Annotated in this window: 5 protein-coding genes and 1 pseudogene; all 6 read left to right on the top strand. The window is 43.9% G+C overall.

The annotated features are described in order from the left end of the window. The coding region (locus tag OGM63_RS11060) for a non-ribosomal peptide synthetase/type I polyketide synthase (RefSeq protein ID WP_263745587.1) at window positions 1-7,961 on the top strand (7,961 nt) is incomplete at its 5' end. Between the two features lie 267 nt (window positions 7,962-8,228). Beyond that, a complete protein-coding gene (locus OGM63_RS11065; RefSeq protein WP_263745588.1) occupies window positions 8,229-9,443 on the top strand; it encodes a macrolide family glycosyltransferase in 1,215 nt (404 codons plus the stop codon). A 15-nt stretch (window positions 9,444-9,458) separates the two neighbouring features. After that, a complete protein-coding gene (locus OGM63_RS11070) occupies window positions 9,459-10,043 on the top strand; it encodes a class I SAM-dependent DNA methyltransferase (RefSeq protein WP_263745590.1) in 585 nt (194 codons plus the stop codon). Window positions 10,044-10,280: 237 nt separating this feature from the next. After that, complete coding sequence (locus OGM63_RS11075; RefSeq protein WP_263745592.1) at window positions 10,281-11,528, top strand: macrolide family glycosyltransferase; 1,248 nt, start codon at window positions 10,281-10,283, stop codon at window positions 11,526-11,528. Between the two features lie 194 nt (window positions 11,529-11,722). Then, entirely contained in the window at window positions 11,723-13,129 is a 1,407-nt protein-coding gene (gene gntT, locus OGM63_RS11080; RefSeq protein WP_263745593.1) for a guanitoxin biosynthesis MATE family efflux transporter GntT, read from the top strand. A gap of 257 nt (window positions 13,130-13,386) precedes the next feature. Further along, a pseudogene (locus tag OGM63_RS11085) lies at window positions 13,387-15,032 on the top strand (IS1634 family transposase). Window positions 15,033-15,897: the final 865 nt, after the last annotated feature.

Below are 15,897 nucleotides of genomic sequence, written 5' to 3' on the forward strand. Positions count from 1 at the left end.
GCGAACTATACATCGGTGGTGATGGTCTGGCACGGGAATACCTTAACCGTCCTAATTTGACAAATGAGAAATTTATCCCCAACCCCTTCAATAATAAACCAGGTGAGCGCCTGTATAAGACCGGCGATAAAGCCCGCTACCTAAGTGATGGCAATATCGAGTTTCTAGGTCGGATTGACAATCAGGTGAAGCTTCGCGGCTTCCGTATTGAACCAGGAGAAATTGAGGCGGCGATCGCCCAGCACCCAGCAGTGCGAGAAACTGTGGTCGTGGCGCGAGAAGATGTTCCTGACCGCAAATATCTGGCAGCTTATATTGTTCCTAACCAGTCTTCCGCGATCGCCACCAGCGACTTGCGCGGTTTTCTCAAAGAGAAACTGCCTGATTACATGATACCTGGAGCGTTCGTTATCTTAGATGTCCTACCGCTTACCCCCAACGGCAAGGTAGACCGCCGCGCCCTACCAGCACCAGACTTTCAACCCGAACTGGAACGTTCATTAGTAGCCCCAAGAACTCCTATTGAAGAGATGCTAGCCAGCATTTGGACGGATGTCTTGGGAATTGAACTTGTAGGCGTTCACCACAACTTCTTTGAACTGGGCGGACATTCCTTGCTAGCGACTCAAGTGATTTCTCGGGTGCGCGACACCTTGGCAGTGGAATTACCATTACGTAGCTTGTTTGAATCTCCCACTGTTGCCTCCCTGGCTGAACGTGTTGAGATAGCGATCGCTCCGGGGCAATCTATAAAAGTCTCGCCTCTATTACCGATTTCAAGAGCCGCCGAAATTCCATTATCCTTTGCACAGCAACGCTTGTGGTTCATTGAACAATTACACCCAAATAGTGCATTATACAATATACCATTAGCCTTGCGTCTTAGCGGTCAACTCAACGTAGCTGCTTTAGAATCCAGTCTCAACGAAATTATCCGTCGCCACGAAGCATTGCGGACAAACTTCGCAATAATAGAGGGTAAACCCGTTCAGGTTATCGCTTCTACTCTGAATTTAAAACTGCAAGTAGTGGAATTGCTTCATATCATGCCGTCAAGCGATATTGGAGTCGAGACGCAACGATTAGCCAGTACTGAAGCAATGGAACCTTTTGATCTGGAACACTCGCCTTTAGTGCGAGCAACTTTGCTACAGGAAAGCGAAACAGAACACGTCTTTGTGCTAACAGTACACCACATTATTTTTGACGGGTGGTCAATGGGCGTACTATACTCAGAGTTAGCAACACTCTACTCAGCATTCTGTGCAGGTTCAGATCCAGTTTTACCAGAATTACCCATACAGTACGCTGATTTTTCTGTTTGGCAGCGGCAGTGGTTGACTGGGGAGATACTGTCAACGCAGCTTAACTACTGGAAGCAACAATTAAAGGATGCTCCGGGTTTATTAGAATTACCCACGTCCAGACCGCGACCCGCTGTTCAGACAAATCGAGGGGCGTATCATTCTTTGGCTCTTTCCCAGGAGTTGAGCGTGGCACTTACTCGACTCAGCAAGCGCACGGGAGTCACCTTGTTTATGACGCTATTAGCAGCGTTTCAGACATTGCTTTATCGCTATACAGGGCAAGATGACATCGTAGTGGGCACGCCCATTGCTAACCGCAACCGTAAGGAAATCGAAGGGCTAATTGGCTTTTTTGTCAATACCTTAGTAATGCGTACTGACTTATCTGGCAATCCCAGTTTTAAGCAGCTGTTGAGTCGGGTGCGGGAAGTGGCAATAGGAGCTTACGCTCATCAAGACTTGCCTTTTGAAGAGTTGGTAGAGGCATTGCAACCAGTGCGCTCCTTAAGCCACACACCCCTGTTCCAGGTGATGTTTACGCTCGAAAACTCTCCCATGCCTTCTTTCGATCTGCCTGACTTAACTGTAAGTTCATTGGTAGTAGAAACCACAGCGGCGAAGTTCGATTTGACTCTATCAATGTCGAATACCTCCTCAGGATTGATAGGTTCATGGGAATACAATAGTGACTTGTTTGACAATGACACTATCGCTCGTATGGCAGAACATTTCCAGACCCTGCTATCAGGTATTGTAGCGAATCCAGAACAGCGAGTTTCTGAATTGCCTCTGCTAACGCAGCGAGAGCGACACCAATTATTAGTAGAGTGGAACAACACCACAAAAGAGTATCCCAAAGATAAATGTATCCATAACTTGTTTGAGGAACAGGTTACGCTTACGCCCGATGCCATTGCGGTAGTCTTTGAAGGAGAACAACTGACCTATAAAGAACTTAACCAACGGGCGAACAGGATAGCACATCACCTGCAACGCCTGGGCGTAGGGACTGAAGTGCTAGTGGGGATATGCGTAGAGCGATCGCTAGAGATGGTAGTGGGATTGCTTGGCATCCTCAAAGCAGGTGGAGCGTATGTGCCCCTTGACCCAACTTATCCTTCCGAGCGTTTGGTCTTCATGCTAGAAGACGCATCTGTGCCAGTGCTGCTAACGATGGCGAAGTTAGTAGAGTCGCTTCCTAAACATCAAGCACGAATTGTCTGTCTGGACACAGACTGGGAGGTCATTGCCCAACAAAGCCAGGAGAATCTTAAAACCAGCGTGACACCCGACAAAACGATTTATGTCGTTTACACCTCTGGCTCAACAGGGTTACCTAAAGGAGTTCCTGTTCCTCATCTGGCAGTGAGCCGTTTGGTAATTAACACAAACTACATTAATATAGGGTCAAAAGATGTAATTGCTCAAGTCTCGAACAGTTCTTTCGACGCTGCTACATTCGAGATTTGGGGAGCCTTACTTAACGGGGCGAAGCTCGTTGTGATAGCTAAGGATGTAGCGCTTTCACCCTTGGATTTTGCAGCCGCGATCAAAGAGCAAGGCATTACCGTATTGTTCTTGACGACCGCTTTGTTCAATTTGGTAGCAAGGGAAGTCCCGTGCGCTTTCTCTTCGGTGAAACACCTCCTATTTGGAGGAGAAGCTGTGGATCTGCGGTGGGTCAAAAAAGTGCTGAAGAATGATCCACCTGTACGGTTGCTTCATGTTTATGGACCTACCGAAAGTACAACATTCACCACTTGGTATTTGGTACAAGATGTTCCAGAAGGGGCAAAAACCATTCCCATCGGTCGCCCCATAGCCAACACTCACTGTTTTGTGCTCGACGACCACCTACAACCCGTCCCCATCGGTGTCCCTGGAGAATTGTACATCGGTGGAGATGGTCTGGCACAGGGCTACCTCAACCGTCCGGATTTGACAAATGAAAAATTTATCCCCAACCCCATAAGCAATGAGCCGGGGTCACGTCTGTACAAAACAGGAGACAAAGCACGTTACCTAAGTGACGGCAACATCCAGTTTCTGGGTCGCATTGACAATCAGGTGAAGCTTCGCGGCTTCCGCATCGAACTTGGGGAAATCGAAGCTGTGTTAGCCACTCACCCCCAAGTTCAAGAAACCACAGTCATCGTCCGAGAAGATATTCAAAGCGATAAGCGCCTCGTCGCCTATGTCGTTCCTAAGACCGAGACGGAACCAAACGCAGCACTACCCACACTCAGTGAGTTGCGCTCCTTCCTCAAAAGTAAGCTGCCCGACTACATGGTGCCAAATGCCTTTGTAATATTAAAGGCAATGCCCCTGACTCCCAATGGTAAAATAGACCGCCACAACCTACCAGTCCCTGACCACACGACTAGACCTGATGCAGCTTATGTAATGCCACAAACCAAGGTCGAACAAATCGTAGCTGCCGTTTGGCAAGAGATGCTTCAGGTAGAGAAAGTGGGGATTTATGACAATTTCTTCGAGTTGGGAGGTCATTCATTGCTCGTGGTTCAGGTTCACCACAAATTGCAAGAAATCTTGGGAGTGAAGTTGTCAGTAGTTGAAATGTTTCAACACCCAACTATACATTCTTTGAGCCAACATTTAAGTATACAAGATGCTTCAAAACAAAGCAATGGTCATGGGTTAAATGGTAGCGATAGCGAAGCGCTGCTGCGAAGCGCAGATCGCCAAGCTTCAATGCAGCAACAAAGGCAACTTAGGCAGCATCATCAGTCTGATATAGCCATTATTGCTATGTCCGGTCAGTTTCCAAAAGCCCAAGATATAGATTCCTTATGGAATAACCTATGCAACGGGATAGAATCTATATCATTTTTTTCGGAACAAGAAATGGTCGCCGAAGGTGTTAACATAAAGTGGCTAAATAACCCTAAACATGTAAGAGCCAGCGGTGTATTGTCAGACATAGAGCTATTTGATGCTTATTTTTTTGGTTATAGTCCCAAAGAAGCTGAATTGATAGATCCACAACAACGCTTATTTTTAGAATGTGCTTGGTCAGCCATAGAAAAAGCAGGTTATGACCCAGAAAATTACAAGGGATTGATCGGGGTTTACGCAGGGTGTGGCGGGAATGATTATTTACTAAAAAATCTTTATCCCAACCGCGAAATTTTAGAGTTGAACGACTTTGACGACTTGAGTTTTGGCAATGCTCCAGATCATCTGGCGACTCGGGTTTCTTACAAACTCAACCTCCGAGGACCTGCACTTAACATACAAACGGCTTGTTCTACTTCATTGGTCGCCGTACACTTAGGGTGTCAAAGTTTGCTGAATGGCGAATGCGATATGGCGATCGCAGGTGGCGTTTCCATCCATCTTCCGCAAAAGACAGGCTATTTGTATCAAGAAGGCTTAATTTTGTCTCCCGATGGACACTGTCGAGCTTTTGATGCCAAAGCAAAGGGAACTGTAGGCGGTAACGGTGTGGGAATTGTCGTTCTCAAGCGCCTAGCAGATGCGATCGCTGATGGAGACTGCATCCATGCAGTGATTAAAGGCTCATCCATCAATAACGACGGTTCGTTGAAAGTCGGCTATACAGCTCCAAGTATAGATGGTCAAGCCGCAGTAATTTCCCAGGCTCAGGCTGTAGCTGGGATCGATCCCGATACAATTACCTATATAGAAGCTCATGGCACTGCAACTCCGCTAGGAGATCCCATTGAAATCACAGCGCTAACACAAGCGTTTCGTGCCAGTACCCAGAAGAAAGGCTTCTGTGCAATCGGTTCGCTGAAAACCAATGTCGGACATTTGAATACCGCAGCCGGTGTGGCAGGTCTGATTAAGACTGTTCTGGCACTTAAATACAAGTTGCTGCCACCTAGCTTGCACTTTGAACAACCATCACCCCAAATTGACTTCGCCAATAGTCCTTTTTACGTCAATACCAAACTCTCCCCGTGGGAAACAAATGGCACTCCTCGCCGTGCTGGGGTCAGTTCTTTTGGTATGGGGGGTACTAATGCACATATCGTTTTGGAGGAAACTCCTGCTGAATTTGAGTACAAGATTCAGGGAACCGGGGAGCCGGGGAGAAAGTTTCAGTTGTTGATACTCTCCGCCAAAACTGAGAGGGCACTCGATACTGCAACTGCAAATTTGGTTGAACATTTAACTCATCATCCTGATATTAACCTGGCTGATGTAGCTTACACGCTTGGAGTTGGTCGAAAGGCTTTCAACTATCGACGGATATTAGTGTGCAGTGATAGAGAAGATGCTGTCAATACACTTTCTACCCAAGATCCGAAACGAATTTTTACCAACGTCCAAGAACCTAAACATCGCCCGGTCGCGTTCATGTTTTCGGGTCAGGGATCGCAATATGTGAATATGGCTGGGGAACTCTACCAAGAAGAATCGGCATTTCGCGAAAATATCGACCTTTGTGCAGAACTCCTTAAACCTCACCTAGGACTTGACTTGCGGGATGTGCTGTATCCGAGTGAAGAACTTGCTGAACAAGCGGCAGAACAATTGAAGCAGACTGCCATCGCACAACCTGCACTGTTTACCATTGAGTATGCCCTAGCTAAATTATGGATGTCGTGGGGCGTGCATCCCAAAGCGGCAATCGGTCACAGCATTGGTGAATATGTGGCTGCGTGTCTTGCAGGCGTTTTCTCCTTGTCAGAAGCATTGTCCCTCGTCGCTGCACGGGGGCAACTCACGCAGCAAATGCCTCCAGGGTCGATGCTTGCTGTACCGCTTCCCCAACAGCAGGTGCAACCCCTCCTTAACAATAAACTCTCCCTAGCTGCAATTAACGGGTCATCCCTTTGCACGGTTTCAGGTGCCACAGATGCAATAGAAGCACTGCAACAGCAACTCCTGGCACAAGGCGTGGAATGCCGTCGCTTGCATACCTCTCATGCCTTCCATTCCCAGATGATGGAACCCATTTTAGAGACATTCACCGAACAGGTGAAAAAAGTCAACCTGAAACCCCCTCAAATTCCCTATATTTCCAACGTCAGCGGAACTTGGATTACAGCAGAGGAGGCAACAAATCCAAATTATTGGGCTAGACATTTACGCCAAACTGTGCTTTTCAGTTCAGGCTTGCAAAGGTTGTTGCAAGAACAAGACTTTATTTTACTAGAAGTTGGTCCTGGAAGGACGCTGAGTGCGATCGCGAAAAAACATGTAGATAAAGCGGCAGAACAGGTTATACTTTCTTCGTTAAGACATCCCCAAGACCAACAATCTGATGTGGCTTTTTTGTTGAACGCATTAGGCAGACTCTGGCTTGCAGGAATACAAGTAGATTGGGCAGGATTCTATGCTGGCTCTCAACGTCATCGCCTACCGTTGCCGACTTATCCGTTTGAACGGCAGCGTTACTGGATTTCACCGCCAAAAGTTGCAGGGATGCAAAAAGAATTAAATTCCCATACGGTATGCTCTGATGATGCTGTCAAGACGCATGTTGAAACTTTGGAGACTTTGTATCCAAAGAAAGATTTATCCTCACTCCACGCAACAAGACCGAATTTACCGAATCCCTATGTTGCTCCCCGCAGTCAGCTGGAACGGACTCTAACCGAAATCTGGCAAAAATTCTTTGGGATTGAGCCGGTGGGAATCCACGATGACTTCTTTGAATTGGGGGGAGATTCCCTCCTGGCAGTTCACCTGATTTCCAAGTTATGCGAAACCCTGAAAATAGAATTATCTCCCCACAGCTTGCTAAGTTCGCCCACTATTGCAAGGTTTGCTGAATTAATAGAACAGACTGCTTCACCCGCTGCCATTTCTAACCAACCAGCCCTTCCCTCATCGCTGGTGGAAATTAAGTCCGGCAGCTTTAAACAACCTCTTTTCTTAATACATCCGGTTGGCGGACACGTCTACATGTATCGGGATTTGGCAAATTGTCTAGGCTCAGATTATCCAGTCTATGGGTTACAAGCACAAGGCATAGATGGAAAAACACAACCACTCACCCAAGTTGAGGAGATGGCGACTAAATATATCGAAGCACTGCGCGTTGTCCAGCCTGATGGACCATATTTTCTTGGGGGTGCTTCTTTTGGAGGCACTGTGGCTTTCGAGATGGCACAGCAATTGCTTATTCTAGGTCAACAAGTAGCGCTGCTCGCTCTTATAGATACTCCAGGTCCCGGTCAAATGCCGGTAAAAATAGAAGATGATGAGCTGCAAATCCTGACTTATATACTTAATGTCGGTGCCAACCTTTCTTTTTCTTCAGACCATCTCCGGCAGCTTGAACCAGACGAGCGATTGCTCCACTTTTTGGATCAGGCTAGGCAATCTATGAGATTGCCTGCTGATTACGGGCTGCCCGAGATCCGCTTCTTCCTTGACCTCTTCAAGGTGGACGTTCAAGCTATGCGGAGCTATATACCACGAATCTACCCAGGTCGCATCATCTTTTTCCGCGCCCACGAGCGGGATGCAACCAATCCCCAAAACCCAGAGCTCCCTTGGCGAGATTTGGCAGCGGGAGGATTAGAGGTTCATGAAGTTCCTGGAAATCACATTACTATGAATTACCCTCCCAATGTCCAAGTCATAGCTGAACGGCTGAGGACAGGTCTATTGTCTTTGACAGGTCGAAGTTCTTCTGGCTTACAGTTCCCTTACTGATAACTTGCACCATTCTCAATAATTGGGAGGCAGAGCCTCCCAACCCTCGTTCCCAGGCTGCTCCTGGGAACGAGATATCAAAGCTCCGCCTAGTTGTTGATACTGCTGCAAGATGTGAGCGCCCAAGGGGCGCGATTACACGCCCGCAACGAATGAAAGAAACACCATTTATTTCCCTGTTCCCTGTTCCCTGTTCCCTGTTCCCTGTGTTTCTTAGGAACTTAGGGACTTGCAGCCATATTGGTTTCTTCTCACCTTATCAGTACAATGTCGAACATCGTTTATTTCAACCTACGTGCCCACTCAACTGTTAATTCCACTCTCGGAATAGTGCAGGAGTTAGTGCGGCGGGGAGAACAGGTAGATTACTACTGTTATGAGGAATTCCGGAATCAAATAGAGTCTTTTGGTGCCCAATTCCATCAGCTTCCTGCCAATCCAGATTTGTGGTTGGATGAAACCGCAACGCCGCAATCTGCCTCAATGGAAACCAGTTTGGAAGCGATCCCGATTCTATTGGAACATTTCCAACGCGATCGCCCAAAGCTACTTATCTTTAATTCAGCGTGCTTATGGGGATGCCTTCTTGGTGAGTTGCTCAAGCTTCCCACAGTTGCTACCCACATTCATCACCTTGTACCACGCCGATTTATTCCACCGCTTCCAGTACTTTTAGCACCAAACTGCATCAGAAGATTTTCTGAAACCCCAAAAATTGTTGACAAACACAGAAGCCTTTGGACTCAGTTGAAGCAAAAATATCAGTTTGAGCGCGTGAAAAAGAACGATTTGTTCAAGCTAATGCGCTATATGCTCTTCTTCCACGGCGATCTGAATATTGTCTTCACATCTGAAACTTTCCAGATCAAGCGAGAAAACTTTGACTCCAGTTACATCTTCACTGGTCCGTGTTACAGCAAAAGCTCGCTTGAACCGGAGTCTTGCTGGGCGAAAATTGAAGGAAAGTCGGTGATTTATATTTCACTTGGGACAATATTCAATGAGAATATTCCCTTCTTTAAAAAATGCCTGCAAGCGTTTGGACATAGCCATCATATTGTGGTGATGACTGTTGGCAATTCTGTGGATATTAATTTGCTAGGAGAGATTCCTCCTAACTTTATTGTCAAGAATTTTGTACCGCAACTAGAAGTTATCAAGTACGCTAGCGTCTTTATTTATCATGGTGGTATGCAGAGTACTTTGGATGCGCTAACTCACCAAGTTCCACTAGTTTTGTTTCCCCAATATTCAGAGCAATATTTGACAGCCCATAGATTAGAGGAGTTGGGTGCGGGGATATGGGTTAAACAGGAAAACATTCAGCCGCAGAAATTGCGCGAATTGGTGGAAAAGGTAATGCAGGATTCGTCGATTCGTTGCAATGTGGAGCGATTAGGCAGATCCTTGGTAGAAGCAGGAGGGACTCAAAGAGCCGTTGACAAGATTCTAGAATTCAAACAGCAATTTAGCAGATTTTAAATAAAGGATAAAGTAATGAAAGAAATAAATGTTGTACAAAAGAATTATGATGAAGTTGCTGACCGATATGATGAAAAGGTGCAAAGCCCTGAATTAAACGTGCAATATTTGAACGAGGTTAAAAAAATATTTCAAAAGTATAATCTTCAAAGAGGAAGTATCTTAGATGTTGGATGTGGAACAGGACTGCTGAGTGATTTTTTGTCAGGAGATTTTGAGTATACAGGAGTTGATGTTTCAGCAGGCATGCTTCAATATGCTTCTCAACGAGGTTATAAAACTATACATCAGACAATAGAAGATGCTCTTCCTGAGATTGAAAATCAATCTTATGATTTTGTAGTTTCTCTAGGCGCACTGTTGTTTGTAGAAGATATTCAGGCTTGTCTCAAACATATCAATAGAATTGCTCGAAAAGCTATTGTATTGGGACTAGACTGTGCCACGGATGAATTAATTCAAGCTATTCCTATGACTATGTACGATCATTCAAAAGTTGAAGTTTTAAATGCTTTAGAAGATTATTTAATTTTGGGCTGGACATATGCGCCTCAAAGTATTCCTGTTAACACACGAATGATATATATAGAACTTGTGTAGAAGGCTAGGAACGTGAATGGCACGCTCGAAAGAATCGCTCTTTATACAAGTACTTTAAGCTGTTGGGTCTGGAGAGTTCCAGGAAATGAAGAAAATAGCTCTATAATAATCATCATTCTCATCCGGATGGACGCAGAATTCTTCTAAAAAACTTCTTGTGCTGTGGGGTTAACGATTAAATCGCAACCAAGTTTTTGAGATGTTTTCTTCCTTTAAATGAGGCAAGGATAGAATAAAATGTCAAATATAGTTTTCTTTAACGTTCCTGCTTGGTCTCATATTAATTCAACTTTGGGTATAGTACAGGAACTGGTTCGACGTGGAGAACAAGTAGATTACTATTGTATTGAGGATGAGGAATTGCGGCATCCGATTGAGAAAGCTGGGGCACAATTCCAACCACTTCCTACCTCTCTAGATGCATGGAGTTCTTCATCAGTCAAATCCTATTTGATAGAAACCAGCCTAGAAGTGCTGCCGATTTTGTTAAAACAATTCCGACGCAATCCGCCAAAGCTGCTCATTTTTGATTCAATGTGTTTGTGGGGACGCCTGCTCAGTGATTTGCTGAAGCTTCCCAGGGTGTCTACCTATAACCATGTCGCCCTACCACCTGATTTTTTTCCAGAGATATCGCTGGAGTGGTTGGCAGCGTTCTTAGCGCCTCGCTTTTTTCCAGCGTTATCGTTTCTGTTTCCAGATGCCAACTTCTATACAATCCCCAAAAAACTGCAATTGATTTACAATCACAGACACCTGTGGGCGCAGTTGAGACAACAATACTCAGTTGAGGGCTTGAAAATAGACGAGCTGTTCCACGTACCGGGCGATCTAAATATTGTCTTCAACTCAGAAACCTTCCAATTTAAGCGCGAATTGTTCGACAATAGTTACATTTTCATGGGTTTGTGCGGCGGCAAGAGACCCCCTGACTCTGACTTTCCGCTAGCAGATGTTGAAGAAAAGTCCGTTATTTATATTTCGCTCGGAACGCTCTTAAATGAAAACATTCCTTTCTTCAAGAAATGCCTACAAGCTTTCGGTCATAGCCATCATCTGGTGGTGATGGTTGTTGGTAAGTCTGTGGATATGCAGTTGCTTGGAGAGATTCCGCCTAACTTTATTATCAGACATTTTGTTCCCCAATTGGAAGTCCTCAAGCACTCCAGTGTCTTTATCACTCATGGGGGTATGAATAGCACAATGGAGGCGTTAATTGACGGAGTGCCGTTAGTTGTATTTCCTCAAGCTACCGATCAGTACTTAGTAGCTAGTAGGGTACAAGAATTGGGTGCGGGAGTATGGGTGAAACAGCAAAACATTCAGCCGCAGAAATTGCGCGATCTGGTGGAAAAGGTAATGCAGGATTCGTCCATTCGTCGCAATGTGGAGCGATTGGGCAAATCCTTGGTAGAAGCAGGCGGCACTCAAAGGGCAGTTGACAAAATTATAGAATTAAAACAACGAGCCAGCACACCTAAATAGCGCGGGATGCAATGAATATATTGCCCGCATTGGTGGCGATCGCTTGCGTTACCCTCTGGAATTTCTGGATCAACCTAAAGCTAAACTGGCAGGTGAGAGAAGGCGATTAGAAAAATTTTCTTCCAGTTTAGAGCGAGAAATGTAAAGTATTAGAAAGTATTATAAAGAATAGCCATCTTTGATTAGAGATTTCGATGGAAAACAACGCAAGTCAATCGATAGATCAGACACTCTCAAGCCAAAATGACCTCGTTCCTCGCTTCTTCCAACTGGCTCTAGCCAATGTCTTCTCCAACATCATGGTACCGCTGGCGAATACGCTCAGCGTGGCTTTCTTGGGTCATCTGTCAGAAATCGATCACCTAGCGGGGGTTGCGCTAGCAGGAAACCTGACTAGCTTAGTCTTCCTGCTTTTAATCTCTTTGCGGATGAGTACCACTGGGCTGACTGCTCAAGCGGTAGGACGAGATGACCAGGAGGCAATACTACTGGTAGTACTGCGTAATGGCTTAATTGCTCTAGTGCTGGGTGTTGCCATTGTAAGCTTGCAGTACCCTTTGCAAGAACTGGGGTTTGCCCTGCTGAATGCCACCCCACAGGTCAAAGCTTCAGCCATTACCTACTTCAACGCCCAAATTTGGGGAGCGCCTGCGGTTTTGCTAAACTTCGTCCTGATAGGTTGGTTTCTAGGACGGGAAAAAAGTGGTTTAGTTGTGCTGTTGTCCGTCGTTGGTAATGTTGCCAATATCGCACTTGACTACCTGTTTATTATCCGGTGGGGCTGGGAAAGTATGGGGGCAGGAGTGTCCTATACTACCAGCCAGTATCTGACCTTATTGCTGGGATTGATTGTTTTCTGCCTAGAAGTCAAGTGGCAAGATTTACGAGCCGTAGCTGGAAAAATTTGGGACACCTCAACTATCATCTCCAGTTTCACCCTAAATGGAAACATTTTTGTCAGCAATTTTATTTTTCTCTTAGTTGTCCTCATCTTCAACTACGAGAGTGCAGCACTGGGGACAATTACTTATGCAGAAAATGCCCTGATATTACAGATATTCTTACTGAGTAGCTATTTCACAGAAGGACTGGGATTTGGTACGGAAACCCTGAGTGGAAACTTTCAAGGAAAAGGAGAATCCGAACAGCTAGTAGCTCTAGTTAGGATTTCTGTGGGAACAAGCCTGTTAGTGGGACTCATTTTCGCTGGTGTGTGTGTGCTATTTCCTCAAACTGTATTTGGGCTATTAACCAATCACACCGAAATCACTGAACAAATTGATATTTATGTTTTTTGGTTACTACCCGTCCTAGGATTTAGTTCAGTTGCTTTCATGCTGGATGGATACTTCTTGGGCTTAGCAGAAGGGCATACCCTCCGCAATGTTAGTTTAGCCTCTTTTGCTGTAGGATTTCTACCTATAAATGTCGCCGCCTTTTATTTTCATATTAACAGTAACCACATGTTGTGGTTGGCTTTGTCTTTGTTCTTAGTAGTTCGGCTGGTGCTATTTGTGGTAGAGCTGCCCAGGACATTTATAGCCTACATTCCGCACCCACAACTGTCACACCCCAAGGAAACGGATATATTTAGTACATAAGAACTATTTATTAGGAGAATTTACTAGAGCTAAATAGGAATTAGTATTATTAAGCTGGATGTACAGCTAATACAAGTTTGATAGGCGCACACCAAAATCATAATCATTCTCATGCAGAGGGGTGGAAGAGAGAGGCTGCCAATGGCAGCCTCTCTCTTCCCCTTTTTTATAATTCGATTAAGTATAAGATTTCTTGCACAAATAGGAACCAAAAATGTGAAAATTTAAACTTATATCGTTGTGGATACTTTGTTGTCATGGTTAATGTCAAAGATATTGAAATTAAGAATATAGACCATTTAGGCATAGTCGCAGGAATAATAGATTCCATTGGCTTGGTGGGAATAATTAATGATTTAATAGGGCAAGAACCAGGAGAAAAAGTTAGTGCGGGACATGTAGTTAAAGCAATGATTTTAAACGGATTAGGAATGGTTTCTCAACCTTTATATATGTTTCCTAATTTTTTTGAGAACATCGCTTGCGAGCATTTAATTGGAGCCGGAGTTAAAGCCGAATATTTAAATGATGATAAACTTGGTAGGGTGATGGATAAATTATTTCTAAAAGGGTTAAATGGAATATTTTTGACCATTACCTTAGTTGTTGTCAAAATTTTTGAGGTCTCGTTAAAAACCTCACATTTAGACTCGTCTTCATTTCACGTACATGGCGAATACAAGTATAGTTTACCCGACGTAATCTTTAAAAGTTTTGGTGATTTTCAATCTCCAGAGTCATCAGAAACTAAATCACTTGAAGCCATAGACATTACATATGGTTATTCTCGCGACCATAGACCAGATTTAAAACAATTTATCATGCAATTGATATGTTCGGGAGACGGGGATATACCAATTTTTCTGAAAACCGCATCAGGAAATCAAGCTGATTCAGCCTGTTTTGGCGCAATTGCTGTAGAATATCAAAATCAAATAAAAGTCGATGGTTTGATGGTAGCAGATTGTGCTATATATACAGAACAAAATATCAAATTAATGTCTAATATTAAGTGGTTGTCTCGCGTGCCATTAACTATAAAATCAGCAAAAATATTAGTTACAACTTTACCAGAATCAGAGTTGGTTCAAAGTCAAATAGATGGATATTCATGAGAAAAAAGTCAGTTATGCCGGAATAGAGCAAAGATGGTTAATAGTACAAGGCCATCTTAGAAGAAAATCAGACTTACGTAAATTATCACAAAATATTGAAAAATGCCTCAAAAGTACTGAAGCCAAGTTAAAAACATTATCTCAAGAGAGGTTTGCATGTTCGGCTGATGCCATGAAGGCATTATCAAAAATATCGAAACAATTTAAACATCATCAAGTAGAGAATATTGAAATAGCCGAGAAAGAGCCAGACAAAAAAGATGAAAAACAAGAGAAATATTTTCAAATTTTCGCAACTGTCTCTAAAAACGAAAATGCAATTGATATCGAAATTAGAAGTGCTGGGCGTTTCGTTATTGCCACAAATGTTTTAGAATCAAGCGTTCTCAGCAACGATGAAATGATTAGAGAATACAAAGCGCAGCAGTCATGTGAAAGAGGATTTGGGTTTTTAAAAGACCCACTATTTTTCGCAGATAGTATTTTCCTTAAAAGTCCAGAAAGACTCTTTGGCTTTGGCAATGATCATGGGGTTATGCTTACTAGTTTACACACTTACCCAAAGACAAATTAGAGCAGCTTTATCAGCGTCCAAATCAACCATTAAAAATCAATTGGGTAAAGGGATAAACAATCCTACATTAAGGTGGGTATTTCAATGCTTTCAATCGATTCATTTTCTCAGGTTTAATCAGGAAACAGATATTTCTAATTTGACTCCAGATAGAAATTTTATTCTCACATTGTTACCAGAAAAATGCCGCCGTTACTACACATGTATAACCTAATTTATTGATTAATTCTTGATACTTTATATACAGCCCACCCCGTAGGGCACAGAAGTGTAGTGAGTACACAAGCATACTTGTAAGTACCCAGAATCAGTATTGGAGTACAGCTACCAAGAGGCGCGTTTGCTCTTTTGGCGGTCTTGAATATAAGTCTATAGTACACTTCATTGACATGAATGATGCATTCTTTATGCGTAGGTAGAACGCACACTGCGTAAAAATGCGGTGAAAATCAAGGGCTAAAAGCCAACGCCCGCAGATATTTTCAGGTCAATTACTATTGACGCTCTATATACGCTTTATACAGGCAGTAGTCATCAGCAATAGTTGAGGCGTATACGTGCAGCAGTAGAACTACCGACGCACTTACAAAGCTGTTTTATGTGAAATTTACCGCAGAGTCTAAATAAATTTATACATGATTTTTAACGTAGAGAACCTCTAACTTTTGCGATTCTTCGTTACTGTCTGCCACATAACATCTGCAATAATAAAATGTTGTTCTCTTCACACAGCTACTAAGTGAAAATCGACGGTCACGGGAAAGCCAAGGTATTGTCCTAAGATGAAATCCAGCGTTTGTTTACCTCCAGGTTGCCGACCTGGAGGGACAAAGTGCTGTGCGCGGTAATGCTGTATACCGCGACTCCTGGCAACTAGTTTCGGGGAGCAAAAAAAGCAACTGTTCGCATTTATATCGTACAGATAGAAGCTTTAGTAGCTGCAATTGCTGCGGACAAGAACTGCAAGCCTCAATTCTTCTTCTTCCGCGCTTGGGAAAAATATCCAGCAGTTAGTCCGCTATTGGCATTACAGACGATTCGGATAACATCTACTCCTCCAAATCAAATAGAAACTTATC

Source organism: Plectonema radiosum NIES-515 (genome assembly GCF_025753815.1).
In the GTDB taxonomy this organism is placed as follows: Bacteria; Cyanobacteriota; Cyanobacteriia; order Cyanobacteriales; family Nostocaceae; genus Hassallia; species Hassallia radiosum_A.